Origin of the sequence: Streptomyces jeddahensis (assembly GCF_001642995.1) — a bacterium.
Classification (GTDB): domain Bacteria; phylum Actinomycetota; class Actinomycetes; order Streptomycetales; family Streptomycetaceae; genus Streptomyces; species Streptomyces jeddahensis.
Map to the genome: position 1 here is coordinate 24766 of NZ_LOHS01000076.1, position 17097 is coordinate 41862.

Below are 17097 nucleotides of genomic sequence, written 5' to 3' on the forward strand. Positions count from 1 at the left end.
CCCCGTGGTGGGGATCAGTGGGCTTTGTCAGCCAGCCGATGGGGTGAGGCTGGTGCGGTCGAACGGGCCACCGTGCGCGGCGGCGTACGTGATGGCGTCGTTGACGGCATTGAGGTCGAATGGCCGGACCCGTTCGGGGGCGAGATCCAAAGCGCCCGAGGCGAGGAGCCGGATGATGCCGACATTGGCTGTGCGCGGGTACATCCACTGCCCGCGCACGGTGATCGAGTTGCGCATGATCCATGGGTACGGGAGTGCGAGGTCGTCGCCACCGAGCATGCCGACGCCGCCCATGAGAACGACCCGGCCGTACTCGCGCACGGTCATGGCCGCCGCACGCGAGGCCGAGCTGGGTGCGCTCGGCGGGAGCAGATCGATCACCATGTCGATCGGGCCGTCGGCCGCCGCGGACATCGCCGCGCGGTCGGTGGCCTCGTCCCCGGTCAGCGGGACCGGGCGCAGACGCGGGCCGAACCGGTCGGCGAGGAGGTCGAGCGCGGCCTTGTTGCGGCCGGGGGCGACCACGCGGCCCGCGCCCATCGCGAACGCGACCGCGACCGCGCTGCTGCCGAGGTTGCCGGTGGCCCCGCTGACGAGCAGGGTCTCGCCGGCCGCGAGCCCGCCTGCCAGCAGCCCGCCATAGGAGATGGTATGCACGGTGAGCGCGGCCCAGCGGGCCGGATCCTCCCCGGCCGCGGCGGGCAGCGGAAAGACGTTCTCCGTCGGGACCCGCATGAGCTCGGCGAACGCGCCGTCGTGCAGGTACTCGGCGAGCCGCGCGCCGCCCTCGCCGCGCGAACTCCAGCCCTGGAGCGTGATGTCGGGCGTCAGGGCGTCGTCCCGCGAGCGCACCGTCGAGTCGCACCACACCAGGTCGCCGACGCGCAACCGGGTGGCGTCCGGGCCGACGTGGAGGATCCGCCCCACTCCACCGACACCGGGCACGACAGGAGGGACAAGGGGGTACTTCCGCTTGCCGCTGAAGACTTCGGCCGCGTAGGGCGCCACGTTGGCGGCGAGGACCTCGACCACCACCTCACCGCCCCCGGCATCGGGGTCGGGCACCTCCCGCACCGTGAGCGGGGCGCCGAACTGCGTCAGAACTGCTGCTCGCACGTGATGACCTCCGTGTTCGTCCGTGCTCGTGGGACCGACACTAGGAGCGGGATGAGCATGCAGGAAGCGATGATCTGGCATCTGTGATATGCGTTTGACGCATGGACATCTCCAGCGCAGGACTGCGGGTCCTGCGGCAGATCGCCGAGTCCGGCAGCTTCACCGCGGCAGCTGCCCGCCTCGGCTACACGCAGTCGGCCGTCTCACGCCAGGCCGCCGCTCTCGAACACAGCACCGGCGCCACCCTGTTCGAACGCCGCCCGGACGGGGTGCGGCTCACTCCCGCCGGCTTGACCCTGCTGCGGCACGCCCACACGGTCCTCGCCTCGCTCGCAGCGGCCGAGCGTGAGCTCACCGGCACCGTCCCGCGGACCGAACTGGTGCGGCTCGGGGTAGTCCTGAGCGCGGGCTCGGCGATCCTGCCCGCCGCACTCGCACACCTCGCGGAGGCCGACCCGCAGATCACGGTCACCACCCGCGAGGGCGCCACGCCCACCCTCATCCGGGCGCTGCGCGCGGGCTCACTCGACCTCGCCGTGCTGACATCCCGACCACCCCACCGTCCCTTCGACAGCGAGTTGCCGCGCCTGCACCTGGAGGCCGTCGCGGACACCGAACTGGCCGTGGCGGTGCCATCGACCGGAGAGTTCGCCGGACGCACCACGGCGCACGTCGACGAACTGGTCGACGCCGCATGGATCGCCACCCCGTCGTCGAACTCCGAGCCGCTGCTCGGCGTCTGGCCCGGCCTGCCCGGACGGCCGCGCGTCGTCCACTCCGCGCGCGACTGGCTGACGAAGCTCCAACTGGTCGCCGGCGGCTTCGGCGTGACCACGGTGCCGTCCCGGCTCTCACCAGTGCTGCCACCCGGGGTGAGCCTGCTGCGCGTCGACGGCGCACCCCCCGAGATCCGCCGGGTGCTCGTGGCACGCCTCTCCGGCCACCCCACCCCGGCGATCACCGCCGTCACCCAAGCGATCACGTCGACCGCCTGAACCGCCACCAAGGCCGCACACAATCGCGTGTACCCCTATCCCCCTCACGAGTGGGGGCACCGCGGTCACCGTCGGCCTGTTCTTCGCGGTACTGGCGATCGGCTTCGCCGTCGTCACGGCCCTGCACGTACTCTTCACGCCCCGCGGCCGCGAATAACGGCCGCCGGCAGCCGGCCTTCCGCGGAGGCAAGCGGGCTCGTTTCCGGTGGACACGCCCAACGTGGCACTGGTCGGGGTTTCGTTTCCGATCCCCACCAAAACCCTCTCAAACCACCCTCTAAATGGGCATTTAGAGATGGTCTATGTCGGTAAGCAACTTTCATCGCCGTCAGGCTTGAGGTATTTACCCCATACGCGCACCCTCGCGTCCATCGAGCTGCGGACTTGGCCGCCCGTTTGCTCCGGTTCTCGTGCACGAAGTCCGTCTGGTTTGAAGATCAGGCAGAAACGCCCAGCAGTAGCGGAACAGCACCGTCCGCCGCATCCATGATCACGCTACGGCGTGAGCCAGCGGAAGCCGTACCCCAGCGACCTGTCCGACGCCCGATGGGCCTTAATCGAGCCGACGTTGACGGCCTGGAGAAAGGCTCGGCTCGACCGCAGGCCCACCGGGCAGCCGGCCAAGGTCGAGCTGCGCGACGTATTCAACGCACTCCTCTACATCAACCGCACCGGAATCCCCTGGAAATACCTCCCGCACGACTTCCCCAACCACGGCACCGTCTACGCCTACTACGCCGCCTGGCGCGACGAGGGAATCCTCACCCAGCTCAACTTCGACCTGACCGGCCTGGCCCGCGTGAAGGAAGGACGCAAGCCCGAACCGACCGCTTCCGTGATCGACACCCAGAGCGTGAAGACCTCCACCAATGTGCCCCTGACCAGCCAGGGAACCGACGCTGCCAAGAAGATCGTCGGCAGGAAACGGGGCATCCTCACCGACACGATCGGACTCATCCTCGCCGTGACTGTCACCGCCGCGAGCCTGTCCGAGAACGCCGTCGGAATCCAGCTCCTCGACCAGGCCAAGAAGACCTACCCGACCATCTCCAAGAGCTGGGTCGACACCGGCTTCAAAAACGCCGTCATCGAGCACGGCGCCAGCCTCGGAATCGACGTCGAAGTCGTCAACAGAAACCCAGGAGTTCGCGGCTTCCACGTTGTCAAAAGGCGCTGGGTTGCCGAACGAAGTATTGGTTGGATCATGCTGCACCGGCGCCTCGCCCGCGACTACGAGACTCTGCCCGCCAGCTCCGAGGCCATGATCCACGTCGCCTCGATCGACAACCTCACCAAGCGCATAACGGACGAGACGACACCCACCTGGCGAGGAACTTACTAGGAGATAAAGGGCAATCCACCTAGATCAAACGCCCTCTAAAGCGGGTGTCGCAGGTTCGAATCCTGCCGGAGGCACCAGCGGAGAGGCCTCAGACCGACCGTGGTCCGGGTCGGTCCTTTGACATTCAGGCCTGACACGTCCTCAGCCAGCAGCCTTGGCGATGATGCGGTCCATCTCCTCTCGGCCGAAGGCCCGCAGAGTCGTGGTACGGACGTTGCCCACCCCGCCGAGCTGCAGGAGTGCCGCGGTGGCGGTTTCGTCGTCGGGCGCCTCGACGACGGCCACGAGGTCGTACGGACCGACGGTCCAGTAGATGTTCAGGAGCTTCGCCCCGAGCTTCTGTGCCGCTGCGGTGAAAGCCTCGGCGCGCTTCGCGGTGTCCTTGTAGTTTCGGATCCCTTGATCAGTCCAGTTCAGCAACGTGACATACGTCGGCATGGCCTTTCACCTTCATGAGAAAACACATCGCGGAACCAGCGAGATGCCCTTCGCATAACAGCCACGCTGACCTGCGAAGACACCAGGTGGTCAACCGAGGTGACCGCCTTGCTGGTAATTCGCATTGAGGGGGGCAGGCTGACATCCACGCCTGACATCAACGACGGCAGACATGACCGGATCGCAAAGGTTCTCGACGGAGTAGGTGCGGCCCTGCAGCTGTAGCCATTAAGGGCCGCGACCATCGTCGGATCGAACCCCTAATGCGGTGGTCAACGCCAGTGTCGATCGGCTCAGGCGTTGGGACGCTTGCCGTGGTTGGCCTTCTTCTTCTTACGGCCGCGTCGCTTGTTGCCTCGCTTGGCCATGGCACACATCTCCCTAATCGGGACTTTTCATGTCTTCGCCAGTCTAGATTCGGCCCGGGGTGTGCGCATCAGTGCTGCCGCAGCCGCAGTTGCTTGGCCCGTCATTCATCGCGCGGCTCCGGACGGACGCATGCCACAGTCGTGCCACAACGGGCGGTCCGTGTGTTGGGCTCCGCGACGCAGTCACGCGCCGTGCTGTACAACAGCCTCCGCGACCGACCATGACCGACGCCGCGCGGGGCGACCTGTCCGCAGCAGTGTGGCGCGGGGGCCATGGGCCGCCGCGCCACAGGTGGGGTGTTTCGGGTGCTCGGGGGTCAGCTCGCGCTGCAGGAGGCCGTCGGCCTGGGCCAGGTGCCGCTGGGCTGGTTCGTCGCACCCCAATGGTTGCCGTTGGGGGTGGTGGCGAGTACCTGACGGCTGGGCCGGGTGGCGTTGGTGGTCCAGGTCGAGGCGATCTCCTCGGGGGCGAGCCCGTTCATCAGCTGACGGTCAGGTCCGAGCTCCCGCTGCTCTGGTAGCCCTCTGTTGCGAGGATCATGTAGTAGTTGAAGCTGCCCAGCCGCATTCCGTAACGGGACCACGCGTCGAAGTGGTTGCCGGTAGTGATGGTTCCGCCCGTCCTCCTCGACTGCCGGACGCTCCAGTACTGATTGAAGGTCTTGGTGCCTTCGACGGAGGGGGCGTTGTATCGCGTCGTCTGGTAGACGTCGTACGTACCGCCGTCGCTGTTGACTGTGCCCTTGTACGTGCCCGTGGGCCGGTAAGTGCCCCAGTTGTCGACGATGTAGTACTCCACGAGCGGGTTTGACGTCCACCCGTAGAGGCACAGGTACGCGTTGCCGGACGGATTGAAGCTGCCCCAGTAGTTCACGGTCCTGCGGCTGCCGTTGCTCCAGCCCTTACCGCAGACGAAGTTCCCGGTGTTCCTCCATGAAGTGCTGTAACTGCCGCCGGACTTCAGGGTCATGGAGACCGTGCCCGGCGCATCGGTCCAGAACGAGTAGTAGTAGCCGTTGTTGGTGCCGGTCTGGTTGGTGGTGATGGTCGTGTCGGCGTGGGCGGTGCCGGGCAGCAGCAGTCCGGAAGTGACTGCCAGGGCGCCGGCACCGGCACCGCCGATGAAGCCCCTTCGGCTGAGCGGGCGGGCGGGGGGGTTGTCCATGTTCATGCTTCCTCCTAGTGAACGCGGCGGCGAGGCCATGCCAGGCAGCGCGATACGGCCGGCGGGCCTGTCGGTGGCCATGGCGACGCCAGGCTGAGCGTCGGCGTCGTGCAACGCGGCGGAGCGTGGCCGGTCGTGTGCGGGTGGACGACCGGTGGACCAGGTCGCGGCTCGAGACCCGGATCGACAGCGGCTCGAGGCCTGTCGATGACATGACAGGTTGCTCAGGACCCGTAAGGCTGTCAACAGTTTCCGCAATAATTGCGAAAGCCTGGTCTCAGCCAGGGAGTTCTCGAGTAGGAATCGACGCAGGTCAGCGACCTGTCGATCTGATTCAATTCGGATTGATCGATGAAGTTCGGTGACCCAACGACCTAGACCCAAGCCAAAGCTTCGAAAATTTTCGGAGTCTGTCCGGCTCATGCTTGGCGACGAGTACCGCCCGTCTCACAGCCGAGAGTGCGCGCAGGCCTGATGCCGCCACCGACCCCGGTGCCGAATTCGACACTTTGGCGCACGGAGACTTGTCAGGGACATGAGCGGCTTCTACAGTCCCACCGGTGAATGGGAGCGCTCCCGCCCATCCAAGCAACGGACTGTGACGCTTCGTCGTTCATGAGGTGGGTGTCCGATGCCGGGTGCAGCATGGAAGTACCGGCGATCAGGAGGTGCGTGGTCATGCCTGAGTTCATGGACGTTCACCACGGGTTGAAGGGGATCACGGGCGAGCAACTGCAGGAAGCGCACCGCGCGGACCTGGCCATCGAGGCCGAGGAGCGGGTGCACTTCAAGCAGGCCTGGGCAGACCCTCAGTCCGGCGAGGTCTACTGCCTGTCGGAGGCGCCGTCGGCGGAGGCGGTGCAGCGCATTCACGACCGCGCCGGCCACCCGGCGGACGAGATCCACCCGGTGCCGCTCACGGCCTGACACCGTGCCCGGCGCTGAGATGCGCGCACAGTTCCGCGTACGCCGAAGGGGCCCTGCACGTGCGGAGGGCCCTTCGGTCGCGGGGACACGAATAGGCGCCGTCACCAGCCCATAGTTCTTTCAGGGGAATGCCGCCCCGGTGGCGGCTCTCCCCCGGCGGCCGGATCGCGCGGCTGCCGCATGCAGGAAGGGGTGTGGCATGAGGTCCCCAGGCGTGCACCTACGGGAGATCACCGACGACAACCGGGATGCCGTTCGTGCTCTCCGTGTCCGACGTGACCAGAAGCAGTTCGTCGCGTCCGTGTCCAAGTCGCTCAAGGAGGCGGCGAAGACGCCGGAGGCCAATCCGTGGTACCGCGCCGTCTACCGAGGCGACGAACCGGTCGGCTTCGTCATGCTGTCGTGGAAACCGCCGGCTGGTCCTTACAAAGGGCGGCACTTCCTCTGGCGCCTCCTCGTCGACAAGCGGTACCAGAAGCGAGGGATCGGCCGCGAGGCGCTCACGCAGATCGCCGACCTGGTGCGCGCGGACGGCGCCACCGAGCTGCTGACCAGCTACGAACCCGGCGACGGCGAACCGTGGCCCTTCTACCAGAAGTTCGGGTTCGAGCCCACCGGGGAGATCGACGACGGCGAGATCGTTCTGCGGCTCACCTTCCCCACTCCGTGAGCTCCTTTTAGTAATCCAGCATCCGCGCCATAACGCCACAACTCGCGCTGCGCAGCACCCCCGCTATGCCGCCGCTATGCCGCCACGACCTGCCAGAACTCCCCGTCCGCGCCGGCGCCCGCAGGCTCCCGGGGCAGGAGATCCGAGGCGCCGTTGAGTGGCTGCTCCGTCCAGATGCACTTGCCGGCCGCCGTGTAGCGCGTGCCCCAGCGCTGGGAGAGTGCCGCGACGAGTTGCAGACCGCGGCCGCCCTCGTCCGTCTCGGATGCGCGGCGCATGCGCGGTGTCGTCAGGCTTCCGTCGGAAACCTCGCAGATCAGGCTGGCGCTGCGCAGCAGCCGCACGTGCACCGGGCCCCTCGCGTGACGTACGACGTTTCCGACCAGCTCGCTGACGATCAGTTCCGTCGTCATCGTCAGGTCGTCCAGGTCCCAGACGGACAGTTGCTCCCGGATGTGCTCGCGGGCCTGTCCGGCCGCCCGGGGGTCCTCGGGGAGCTGCCAGGAGGCGATCCGGTCGGCTGCGAGCGCGTGGACGCGGCCGACGAGGAGTGCGGCGTCGTCATTGGCGGGGAGCTGCTCGGCGGGCAGCAGCCCGGTGGTGAGCGTGTCGCAGAGCCGTTCCAGATCCCCGCGGTCGGCCGTGCGCAGGAGCCGCTCGAGTTCGGCCATGCCCTGGTCGACGTCGCGGCCGACGGACTCGACCAGGCCGTCGGTGTACAGCACGAGAAGCCCCTCGTCGGGCAACTCCAGCTCGACCGTTTCAAACGGTGGCTGCGCCGCGCCGAGTGGCGGGTCTGGGGACAGGTCCGGGAAGTACACGGTGCCGTCGGGATGCACCACGGCGGGTGGCGGCTGGCCGGCTCGGGCGATGGTGCAGATCCGGGTGGTGGAGTCGTAGAGCGCGAACAGGCAGGTGGCGTACGAGTCCTCTCCCAGGCCGCCGACGATGTCGCTGAGGTGGCTCATGATCTCGTCGGGGGGCAGTTCCAGGTCCGCCAGGGTTTTGACGGCCGTGCGCAGGCGCCCCATGGTGGCCGCCTCGGACAGGCCGTGGCCCATCACGTCGCCGACGACGAGCGCGACCCGGCCGGCGGACAGCGGGATGACGTCGTACCAGTCGCCGCCCACGTCCATGCCGTGTCCGGCGGGCAGGAAGCGCGCGGCGACCGTGCAGGACGGCACGTCGGGCAGCCGCTGGGGCAGCAGTCCGCGTTGCAGTTCCTGGGAGCGCGTGTGCTCGGCGTCGTAGAGCCGGGCGCGTTCCAGGGCGTGCGCGACGAGGGCGCTGATGGCGGTGAGCAGGGTCTGCTCCTCGTGCGTGAGGCGGCGCGGCCGGTCGAAGGAGAGCGTGCAGACGGCGAACGTGCGCCCGGAGACGGTCAGCGGCAGGAACGCCCAGGCCTGTTTGCCGGCCAGGCGCGGCCGGTGTGCATGGTGCGGGTAGCGCTCCGCGTACTGCTCAGCCGAGGAGATGAACAACGGCTCGCCCGTCAGGACCGCGTCGCCGATCGGGTCGCCCACCGTGACCTGGCGGCCGTTGATCTCGTCGAGAAGCGCCTGCGGGTAGCCGCAGGCTCCGACGACGTTGGCCCGGTTGCCCTCGATGGCGACTACGCCCAGGCCGGTCGCACCGAACGGCGGGAGCACCCGTTGGGCCACGGCGTCCACCACATCGTGCGAGGTGGTCGCCCTGGCGAGCGCCGCGGTCAGTTCGGCGATCCGCGCCGAGCGCCCGGAGGCGGCGGCCTGCTCCGCCTCGATCCGCCGCTTCTGGGTGACGTCGGTGAGGTAGAGCGTGAGTCCGTCGGGTCCCGGGACGAGCCGGAGGTGGTGACAGCGCCCGTCCTCCGGTATCCGCACGTCGAAGCCGACGGGCGTGGCCGTGGCGGCGGCCTTCCGGCAACGGGATTCCAGGCCGGAAACCCGCCGTACGGCGGGGAGCTCCCACAGGACGTGTCCGAACAGCTCTTCCTCAGGAGCACTGAGCGTGCGCTCCGCCTCGAGGTTGGCGAAGATGATCCGCCACTCGTCGTCCACCAGGAGGAAGCCGTCGCTCATGTGGCGAAGCGCGCGGCTGAGCGCGTCGCGGGCGGTACGGGACTCGGTGCTGTCCCACCCCATGCCCACCATCCGGATCGCTTCGCCGTCGTCGTACTCCACCACCGAACCGCGCGACTGCGTCCAGCGGTAGCTGCCGTCCGGCCGCAGCACCCGGTACTCGGCCTCGTACACGGTCCCGTCGCGGATCGCCCTCTCGGCAGCGGCCAGCGTCCAGGGCAGGTCGTCGGGGTGGATGACCTTCATCCAGCTCTCGATCCGAGGCACGTAGTGGGCGGGGTCGCTGCCGTACAGGGCGATCGCCGCCTCGTCCAGCAGCAGCTCGCCGGTGCGGATGTTCCAGTCCCAGGTGCCGACCGTGACGGCCTTCAGGGCCTGCCGGAGGCGGCCGCCGACCAGCTCCTCCTGCGGCGGCGGGCCGGGCCGCGGCGCCTGGCCCATCCGCTCCTCGGCCCAGACGACGACGCTCCGCAGGAACTCCCACTGCTCCCCGGTCGGCTCGCCCCCGGCGCCCATCAGCAGGGTGAGGGCGCCGATCGTGCGGTCCCCGCTGGACATCGGCACGGATGCGAGTCCCGAACCCGGCCACGGCCTCGCCGGGGGTCCGGGCGCGTCGGAGGGCTCGGTGGGCACCCACGTGCCCCGGCCCCCGCGCACGGCGGTCGCCGGGACCGTCGGGCCCTCCTGGTCGACGATCTCCCAGGGGCGGGTGAGCGCCGGGGGCAGGCCCGTCGACGACACAAGGCGAAGGGCTGACATCGGACCGCGCAGATGGATGGCGCCGCCCAGTGCATCCAGCTCGGCCACCGTGTGCTGGAGAGCCAACCGGAAGATCTCGCTCTCGGTGATCCCCCTGTCGGTGCTCGCGAGCATGGACAGCCGCACGTGCATAGGTCAACGGTACTGCGGGGTTCGTACGCGAGGGGGTGTGATGCGGTCCCTGGACTGCGCGGCCGCCTTTGAATCCCGAGGCCCCGATCGAGGGACACATTTTCACCTCATCGGCTGCTGAAAGGGACTACCGGAGGAATACCGGTAGCCCTACCGACTGACCCGACAAGCCAGGCTGATCTAGAGCTTGTAGCGTCTGTCCACAGGCGCCGGGCCACACTGAATCCCTCACGAAACCGACGCTGCCAAACATCAAAACATTGCTACGGATCACATCGGGCCGGGCCTGCTGCCGTGTCCGCACCGGCGGGCCGGGAAATACAGCCGGAAAATAAAGCCGGAAAACGCAGAAAGGGAGAGAATTGGCGCTCAGCAAGATGGCTTCGAAGGTGACTTCAGGCGTGGTCGTGGTCGCGGTGTCCACTTCGGCCGTCGCTCCGGCTTCCACGGGGACCATAGCCCATGAGATACGAGGCTTGAAATTCGCGTCCCAGCGGCTCAAGGGTGGGCTCATTGAATGCGCGTCCGAAAAGACCGGGCTGGCGGGTCTTCTCACCCGCGACATAGCGAAGTCGCTGGAAAAACGCGCCAGTCACGCCTCGGTGGTGCTGTATGACCGCATCACGCACACGTCCTGCAGATATGGCGCGTACAAACACTACGACTCTGCCAGCACGATCAAGCCGATAATACTGGGGGCGCTGCTCCTGAAAGAAGGTGTCCGGCTGTCCGGGGATGAGCGGGACCTGGCCCGGCAGATGATCGTGAGCTCGGACAACGACGCGATGTACGCCCTGTGGGAAAGCGTCGGCCGCAAGAATATCCAGCGTTTTCTGGACAGGGCCGGAATGACGAACACCGTCCTCGACGAAGCAGGCTTCATGGGCCTGACGCAGATCACCGCAAGAGACCAGGCCAAACTGCTTGAACTGCTCACCGGTGACGACGATTCCGTCCTGAACGCCGAAGAGCGCGCCTACATCCTGCGCCTCATGCGTGATGTGCAGAAGGATCAGCGGTGGGGAACTCCCGCCGGGGCTCCGCGGGGCGCCGCCGTACAGGTCAAGAACGGGTGGCTGCAGCGTTCCGAGACCGGGGTCGAGGACCCCTGGGACCGCGGCGACTGGAAGGTCAACAGCATGAGTGCGTTCACCGGCCATGGGTACGACTACGGTCTGGTGATCCTCACCGAGAACAACAGGGTTCCCGAGGGCGAGTCGCCGCTGGCCGGCTGGAACTACGGCACGGATACGGTCGAGCGTGTGGCGAAGGCCATCCACCATGACCTGTACCCGGACCGGACTCCCCCGGCCACCGGCTCCCGGCCGCCTGTGAAAGTGGCGCAGTAGGCAGCACGCCGTAGGTTGCGGCACTCACGGTGACCTCGTCGCCATCGGTCTTCTCGACGGTGACCCGTTTACCCCCGCTCGACAGTGACCGGCACGCGGTGGTGACGCAGGACGGCCGCATCGCGCTCACCGCCCACGAGTTCGACGGCCGCCTCGGCTGGCGTGTCCCCGCCGGACGAGCCCGCGTACAGCAGGATGTCGCCCGGCTCGACGATCCCCCGCCCGTGCAGGCCACGAGCAGGGAGTGGACCATCCGCACGTAGCCGCCCCAGCTGTGGCCGACCACGGTGACGTCGGTGAGGCCGGCGCGCTCGACGTACTCGACGAGCCTGAGGTATTGCGAGCTATTCGGAGCCGAGGCGGCGCGTGATGTCCGCGCGCAGCGCCTTCTTGTCGATCTTTCCGACCTTGGTGGCTACCAGTTCGGGGACCAGCACCAGCCGGTCCGGGAACTTGAAGCGCGCCACGCCCACGCGCTCCATCACCTCGTGCACGTCGGCGAGGGTGACGGTGCGGCCGGGTTCCGGTACGACGTACAGGCAGACGCGCTCGCCGAGTTCGGCGTCCGGCATCGCCACCGCGGCGGCGCGGGCGACCCCGGGGACCTGGTACGCGAGGTTCTCGATCTCCTCGGCGGAGATGTTCTCGCCGCCCCGGATGATCATGTCCTTGTCGCGGCCCTCGACGACGAGGTTGCCGTCGGGCCGCAGCCGCACGATGTCGCCGGTGCGGTACCAGCCGTCCTCGGTGAACGCGCGGGCGTTCTGCTCCTCGGCCCGGTAGTAGCCGCGCGGGGTGTAAGGACCACGGGTGAGCAGCACGCCCGATGTCCCCTCGGGCACCGGCTCGCCCAGCTCGTCGACGACGAGGAGCTCGTCGTCCTCGCACATGGGGCGCCCCTGCGTCGTACAGATGACGTCCTCGGGGTCGTCCAGGCGCGTGTAGTTGAGCAGCCCCTCCGCCATGCCGAACACCTGCTGGAGCGTGCAGCCGAGCTCCGGGCGCACCCGGCGGGCGACATGGTCGGCCAGGCGTGAGCCGCCGACTTGCAGGACGCGCAGCGAGCCGAGATCGGCGCCCGGGTGGCCTTGCCGGTGCTCCAGCCAGCGCTGGGCGATGGCCGGGACCACGGCGGTCGCGGTGACGCCATCGCGTTCCATGAGCGCGAACGCCTTGTCGGGGCTCGGGGAGCCGAGGACGGTACGGCCGCCGCACAGGAGCGCGCCGAGCATTCCCGGGCAGGCGAGCGGGAAGTTGTGCCCGAGGGGCAGTGCGGCGAAGTACACCGTGTCCGGGCCGAAGCCGCAGACCTCGGCGCTGCGGCGGGCGTTGTAGAGGTAGTCGTCGTGGGTGCGGGCGATCAGCTTGGGCAGCCCGGTGGTGCCGCCGGAGAGCAGGAAGACCGCGATCGCGCGGCTGTCGGGCCGGTAGGCGTCCACGGCGGCCCGCGCGGCCTCGGCCTCTGCCGGTCCCCCTTCCGGTGGCGCGCAAAGTTCCCGCAGGTCGACGGCCCCGTCGCCGATCTTGTCACCGAGGACGAGGAGATGGCGGACCGCGGGGTACTCGTCGGCGACGGCGGCCCCCATCCCCTGGTGGTCGAAGTCCTTCAGCACGTCCGGGACCGCGATCCCCACCGCCTCGGAGTGCCCGACGAGATGGGAGATCTCGTGCCGGCGGTGACCGGGCAGGGCCATCACCGGGATGACGCCGAGCCTCAGACACGCGTACGTCAGGACCACGAACTCCAGGGTGTTGGGCAGCTGCACCACGAGCCGGTCGTCCGGGCGCAGGCCGAGCTCGGCGAGGCGCAGCGCGGTGGCGTCGGCACGCTCCGCAAGTTGACGGTGTGTCAGTGCCCGGTCTCCGTCGACGAGGGCGACGGCGTCGGGCGTGGCGTCCGCGACGGCCAGCAGCGCGTCACCGAGGGCTTCCCCGGTCCAGTAGCCCTTCTCGGTGTAGAGCCTGGCGTACGCGTCGGGCCAGGGCACAGCGCCGTTGCTGCTAGGCCTGGGCATGGTCGGTCTCCTTGTCGTTCTGCTCGGTGCCCGCGATGACGGCGCCGGTGTGCACGATGACGGCGTCCAGGGCGATCAGGCCGTCGGGGGTCAGCCGCAGCGGGTTGATCTCGATCTCGGCGACGTCCGGCGGACTCGCCGCGAGGGCGTCGGCGAGCGCGGCGGCGACCCGTCCGAACTCGGCGCGGTCGAGCACCGGCCCGCCGCGCCAGCCGTCGAGCAGCGCTCGGGCGGCGAGCTCGTCGGGCATGGCCGCGGCCTCGGCCGCGGACAGCGGTGCCAGCCGGATCGCCACGTCGGCGAGCGCCTCCGCCGCCGTCCCGCCGAGCCCCGCCAGTACGACGGGCCCGAACACGGGGTCGCGGCGGGCGCCGAGTACGAGGTCGACGCCGGGCGGGGCCATGGCCTCGACGAGGTAGCGGCGGCCGCCCGATCCAGCGATCTCTATGGCGTCGATCGCGTCCAGGGCCGCCTCCAGCTCCGCGGGGGTGCGGATGCCGAGCCGGACCCCGCCGATCTCCGTCTTGTGGAGGATCGCCGCGTCGAGCACCTTCACGGCGACCGAGTACCCGCCGGCAGTCAGCCGTTCGAACGCGCGGTGTGCTTCCTCGCGGGTGGCGCAGGCGGCGCGCTCGGGGGTACGGATGCCCAGGGCGCCCAGGAACGTCTTGGCGCCGTCCTCGTCGAGCGGGCCCCCGGACACCCCCGTGGTTCCAAGAGCCGCGGCCTCTCCCGCCATGGCCGCCCGCGCCCGCTGCCGCGCGTCGGCGACCAGCGCCCGTACCGCGTTGGCGGCCGACGTGGGCCCCGTGAGCGCGGGGATGCCGGCCTTGTGCAGCCGTGCCCGCTGCTCGGCGACGTCCTCGTGCGGGCCGCCGACGACGATCACCGCGGGCGAGTCGGCGCCGAGGCCCGCGTCCTGGGCGGCGGACGGCACGTCGACGCTGTCGGGCTCGGTCAGCGCGTACACGGCCAGCAGATCCACCGCGGGGTCGGCCGTCGTCGCGCCGAGCACGCGGGCGAAGGTCTCGCCGGGCCGGCCCGTGTCGACGGGGTTGCGCTGGTACGTCAGCGGCGGGAGCAGCCCGCCGAGCGTCTCCTGGGTGGCCTCGGTCAGCTCCGGCATGCGTATGCCGTCCGCCCCGGTCCGGTCCACGAGCAGCAGGCCGGGGCCGGCCTGGGCGGTCACGATGCCGAGGCCCGGGTCGGCGTGCGCGGGCAGCCGTACGCGCGACAGGGCGGTGATCGCGTCGACCAGTTCCCGCTCGTCGTCGACGACCACGGCCCCGGCCTGCCGCAGGGCGGCCCGTGCCGTACGCCATGAGGTGGCCAGTGCACCCGTGTGCGAACGCGCGAACTCACCGACGTCCGACCGCCCGACGACCAGCGCCACCACCGGCTTGACGGCGGCGAGCCCCCGTACGGCGGCCACCAGGCGCGGCCCGTCCGGCACCGTCTCCAAGTGCAGGGCCACCGCGGCTGTACCCGCGTCCGTGGCCAGGTGCTCCAGCACGTCGGCCGCCGTGACATCGAGGCCCGCGCCGATCCCCACGCCCAGGCTGATGCCGTTCCCGGCGTCCGCCAGATCGAAGGCGAGCGCGTGGTTGACGCCACCGCTGGCCGCGACCACCGCGATGTCCCCGGCGGGAAGGCGGGCCGCGGCCGGTACGAAGCTGGCCGTGAGCCCGAGTTGAGGGGCGAAGAATCCCGAGGTGTTGGGCCCGAGCAGGCGGATCCCGGTCCGCTCGGCGACGTGGCGCAGCGCGTCCGCGTACTGCTCGCCCTCCGGGCCCGCCTCACCGAAGCCGCCCGCGCAGACCAGCGCGGCTCGGCAGCCGGCGGCGGCCGCCTCGGCCAGAGCGTCGGCGCACCCGGCGGCCGGTACGCAGAGGACGGCCAGGTCGAGTGGCCCGTCGGTGTGCGCGGCGGCCTCGGCGACCGAGGCGTACACGCCCTCGGCCGGCTCCGGGCGGCGCGCGTTCACGAGGGCTCGCGCGCCCGGGAAGGCGGCCAGCGAACGGGCCATGGCGGCGCCGAGCTTGCCGCTCTGGCGGGAGGCGCCGATCACGACCACGCCCGCGGGCGCGAACATCGGCGTCAGATTCGTGGTCGTGGTCACGCCCGGCCCTCCCCTTCGCCCAGAGAGCCGAGCTCGCCCGCACCAGCGACGTCGCTCAGCGAGCCGACGAGATCGGCACGGCCCGACAGCAGCAGCGTCTCGGCGCGGTCGTCGTCCATGCCGTCCTCCACGATCAGGGCGAGCGCCCCGTGGACCAGCCGGGCCTGCTCCGCGAGGAGGGAGCGGGTGAGCGGGGTGCCGGCGTGGATGGCGACCAGCGCTGGGGCGCCCGCCGCCCCTTCGACGGACCGGGCCAGTCGCTCGTACGTCCCCGGCAGCCCCGCCTCCTCGTCAGGCGCGGCGAGCCACAGGCAGCCCGAATCCTCGCCCCTGAGCCTCTCGATCTCCGCCGCGCTGAGCCGCCGCCCGGCGAACTCCCGCTCGCCCAGCCGCAGCGGCGTCTCCAGCGGAGCGCGCCCGTCGTGTCCGGCGCGCCAGTCGCGCTCGACGCGCCCGATGAACTCCGGGTCGCGGCGGGCGATCCGCTCCTTGCCGATGCTGCGCGACATGAAGTGGAAGGCGAACTGCGTGGGCTCGAACGCGTCGTGGTAGCGGCCGAAGTGCTCCCACCACGACAGGCTGGGGCGGGCGGAGCCCTGGATCTTCTCGACCGAGGGCCGCCGCGCAGCCTCGTAGGCCTCGAGCGCTGACGGCAGGTCGTCGCGGTGTTCCAGCAGGCTGCCGGCGAGCGCGACGGCGTCCTCCATGGCCATCTTCGTGCCGGAGCCGACGGAGAAGTGCGCGGTGTGCGCGGCGTCGCCGAGCAGGGCGATGTTGCCGCTGGTCCAGCGGCGGGGGCGCCAGGTGCGGAAGTTGCCCCAGCGGGAGTTGTTGACGAGCAGCTCGTGTCCGTCGATCTGCTCGGCGAAGAGCTTCTCCAGGTACCGGCGGGACTTCTCGTCGCTCGGGCCCGGCGGCTGCGCGGTGTCGAACTCGTCGAGACCGGCCGCCCGCCACGACTGCTCGTCCGTCTCCACGATGAAGGTGCTGACGTCGTCGCTGATCGGGTAGCCGTGCACTGCGAACGTCCCGTGCGGGCCGTGCTCGTGCACGAAGGTCAGGCCGTCGAAGAGATACGTCGTCCCGAACCAGATGAACTTGGCGGTCGCGACCTCGACCTCGGGCACGAGGACGTCGGCGAGGCGGCTGCGGAAGCCCGAGTTCGCCCCGTCGGCGGCGACGATGAGGTCGTAGTCGGCCAACTGCGCCGGGTCGGTGGGCATGTCGGCGCTGAACCGCAGGTCGACGCCGACCTCCTCCGCCCGCCGGTGCAGCAGCTGCAGCAGGGTCTTGCGGGTGATGGCGGCCATACCGTTGCCGCCGCAGCGGATCCGCTGCCCCTTCAGCCGGATCTCGATGTCGTCCCAGTGCCGTCCGTAGTCCGCGAGGCCGGTCCGCAGCACCGGGTCGGCCTCGTGGATTCCGGCCAGCGTCGCGTCGGAGAACACCACGCCGAAGCCGAATGTGTCCTCTGCCCGGTTCCGCTCGAAGACGGTGACGTCGACCGACGGATCGGCATGCTTGACGAGCGTCGCGAAGAACAGCCCGCCGGGGCCGCCTCCCACGCAAGCGATCCGAGAAACCATGATGTTCTGCCTCCGCATCGGGTACGGCTCCGGGCCGGTCGCTGGACCGCCCACCC

At 69.7% G+C, this 17097-nt stretch carries 15 protein-coding genes; 6 read left to right on the forward strand and 9 right to left on the reverse strand.

Annotated features, from left to right (window positions below; translation table 11 throughout):
* Nucleotides 1–27: 27 nt before the first annotated feature.
* Nucleotides 28–1116, reverse strand: coding sequence for an alcohol dehydrogenase catalytic domain-containing protein (locus STSP_RS15260; RefSeq protein ID WP_198547349.1), 1089 nt, complete (start codon nucleotides 1114–1116; stop codon nucleotides 28–30).
* A gap of 101 nt (nucleotides 1117–1217) precedes the next feature.
* On the opposite strand from STSP_RS15260, the gene STSP_RS15265 reads away from it, so the two are divergent.
* Nucleotides 1218–2111 carry a LysR family transcriptional regulator gene (locus STSP_RS15265; protein WP_067277513.1) on the forward strand — a complete coding sequence of 298 codons (894 nt, stop codon included), beginning with the start codon at nucleotides 1218–1220 and terminating at the stop codon, nucleotides 2109–2111.
* Between the two features lie 502 nt (nucleotides 2112–2613).
* On the forward strand, nucleotides 2614–3453 hold the full coding sequence (locus STSP_RS15270; RefSeq protein ID WP_067277516.1) for an IS5 family transposase: 840 nt from the start codon (nucleotides 2614–2616) through the stop codon (nucleotides 3451–3453).
* 141 nt (nucleotides 3454–3594) lie between these two features.
* Here the strand turns inward: STSP_RS15270 and STSP_RS15275 are convergent, their stop codons facing one another.
* From STSP_RS15275 to STSP_RS15280, 4 genes are all read right to left on the reverse strand, one after another.
* A complete protein-coding gene (locus tag STSP_RS15275; RefSeq protein ID WP_067277519.1) occupies nucleotides 3595–3891 on the reverse strand; it encodes a GYD domain-containing protein in 297 nt (98 codons plus the stop codon).
* A gap of 293 nt (nucleotides 3892–4184) precedes the next feature.
* Nucleotides 4185–4259, reverse strand: coding sequence for a 50S ribosomal protein bL37 (locus tag STSP_RS41205; protein WP_099504217.1), 75 nt, complete (start codon nucleotides 4257–4259; stop codon nucleotides 4185–4187).
* A gap of 317 nt (nucleotides 4260–4576) precedes the next feature.
* On the reverse strand, nucleotides 4577–4741 hold the full coding sequence (locus STSP_RS39175) for a hypothetical protein (RefSeq protein ID WP_157902839.1): 165 nt from the start codon (nucleotides 4739–4741) through the stop codon (nucleotides 4577–4579).
* Nucleotides 4741–5424, reverse strand: a complete 684-nt coding sequence (locus STSP_RS15280) for a glycoside hydrolase family 11 protein (protein WP_408646294.1) — start codon at nucleotides 5422–5424, stop codon at nucleotides 4741–4743. Before STSP_RS15280 ends, STSP_RS39175 begins: the two co-directional genes overlap by 1 nt.
* Nucleotides 5425–6102: 678 nt before the next feature.
* Between STSP_RS15280 and STSP_RS15285 the strand changes: the two genes are divergently transcribed.
* Both STSP_RS15285 and STSP_RS15290 read left to right on the forward strand, forming a co-directional pair.
* A complete protein-coding gene (locus STSP_RS15285; protein ID WP_067277799.1) occupies nucleotides 6103–6351 on the forward strand; it encodes an SCO4226 family nickel-binding protein in 249 nt (82 codons plus the stop codon).
* Nucleotides 6352–6550: 199 nt separating this feature from the next.
* Nucleotides 6551–7021, forward strand: a complete 471-nt coding sequence (locus STSP_RS15290) for a GNAT family N-acetyltransferase (protein WP_232789652.1) — start codon at nucleotides 6551–6553, stop codon at nucleotides 7019–7021.
* 74 nt (nucleotides 7022–7095) lie between these two features.
* On the opposite strand, the gene STSP_RS15295 is transcribed toward STSP_RS15290, so the two are convergent.
* Complete coding sequence (locus STSP_RS15295; RefSeq protein WP_067277526.1) at nucleotides 7096–9972, reverse strand: SpoIIE family protein phosphatase; 2877 nt, start codon at nucleotides 9970–9972, stop codon at nucleotides 7096–7098.
* A gap of 362 nt (nucleotides 9973–10334) precedes the next feature.
* On the opposite strand from STSP_RS15295, the gene STSP_RS15300 reads away from it, so the two are divergent.
* Both STSP_RS15300 and STSP_RS39180 read left to right on the forward strand, forming a co-directional pair.
* A complete protein-coding gene (locus tag STSP_RS15300; RefSeq protein WP_067277527.1) occupies nucleotides 10335–11321 on the forward strand; it encodes a serine hydrolase in 987 nt (328 codons plus the stop codon).
* Between the two features lie 59 nt (nucleotides 11322–11380).
* Nucleotides 11381–11584 (forward strand): hypothetical protein, encoded by a 204-nt coding sequence (locus STSP_RS39180; protein ID WP_157902840.1) that lies wholly within the window; start codon nucleotides 11381–11383, stop codon nucleotides 11582–11584.
* An 81-nt stretch (nucleotides 11585–11665) separates the two neighbouring features.
* Here STSP_RS39180 and STSP_RS15305 read toward each other — a convergent pair whose 3' ends face one another.
* From STSP_RS15305 to STSP_RS15315, 3 genes are read right to left on the reverse strand one after another with little or no spacing between them, the layout of a single operon-like run.
* The gene (locus tag STSP_RS15305) at nucleotides 11666–13336 is read right to left on the reverse strand and encodes a (2,3-dihydroxybenzoyl)adenylate synthase (protein ID WP_067277528.1); all 1671 of its coding nucleotides are present in this window, start codon (nucleotides 13334–13336) and stop codon (nucleotides 11666–11668) included.
* Complete coding sequence (locus STSP_RS15310) at nucleotides 13323–15455, reverse strand: acetate--CoA ligase family protein (protein ID WP_232789653.1); 2133 nt, start codon at nucleotides 15453–15455, stop codon at nucleotides 13323–13325. The genes STSP_RS15305 and STSP_RS15310 overlap by 14 nt, the downstream gene beginning before the upstream one ends.
* A complete protein-coding gene (locus STSP_RS15315) occupies nucleotides 15452–17020 on the reverse strand; it encodes an FAD-dependent monooxygenase (protein ID WP_232789654.1) in 1569 nt (522 codons plus the stop codon). Before STSP_RS15315 ends, STSP_RS15310 begins: the two co-directional genes overlap by 4 nt.
* Between the last annotated feature and the right edge of the window lie 77 nt (nucleotides 17021–17097).

What these genes read in the sequence shown, in the direction of transcription:
- STSP_RS15295 (WP_067277526.1), bottom strand. Translation starts at nt 9,972, where the DNA reads ATGCACGTGCGGCTGTCCATGCTCGCGAGCACCGACAGGGGGATCACC.
- STSP_RS15280 (WP_408646294.1), bottom strand. Translation starts at nt 5,424, where the DNA reads ATGGACAACCCCCCCGCCCGCCCGCTCAGCCGAAGGGGCTTCATCGGC.
- STSP_RS15305 (WP_067277528.1), bottom strand. Translation starts at nt 13,336, where the DNA reads ATGCCCAGGCCTAGCAGCAACGGCGCTGTGCCCTGGCCCGACGCGTAC.
- STSP_RS15285 (WP_067277799.1), top strand. Translation starts at nt 6,103, where the DNA reads ATGCCTGAGTTCATGGACGTTCACCACGGGTTGAAGGGGATCACGGGC.
- STSP_RS15265 (WP_067277513.1), top strand. Translation starts at nt 1,218, where the DNA reads ATGGACATCTCCAGCGCAGGACTGCGGGTCCTGCGGCAGATCGCCGAG.
- STSP_RS15275 (WP_067277519.1), bottom strand. Translation starts at nt 3,891, where the DNA reads ATGCCGACGTATGTCACGTTGCTGAACTGGACTGATCAAGGGATCCGA.
- STSP_RS39175 (WP_157902839.1), bottom strand. Translation starts at nt 4,741, where the DNA reads ATGAACGGGCTCGCCCCCGAGGAGATCGCCTCGACCTGGACCACCAAC.
- STSP_RS15290 (WP_232789652.1), top strand. Translation starts at nt 6,551, where the DNA reads ATGAGGTCCCCAGGCGTGCACCTACGGGAGATCACCGACGACAACCGG.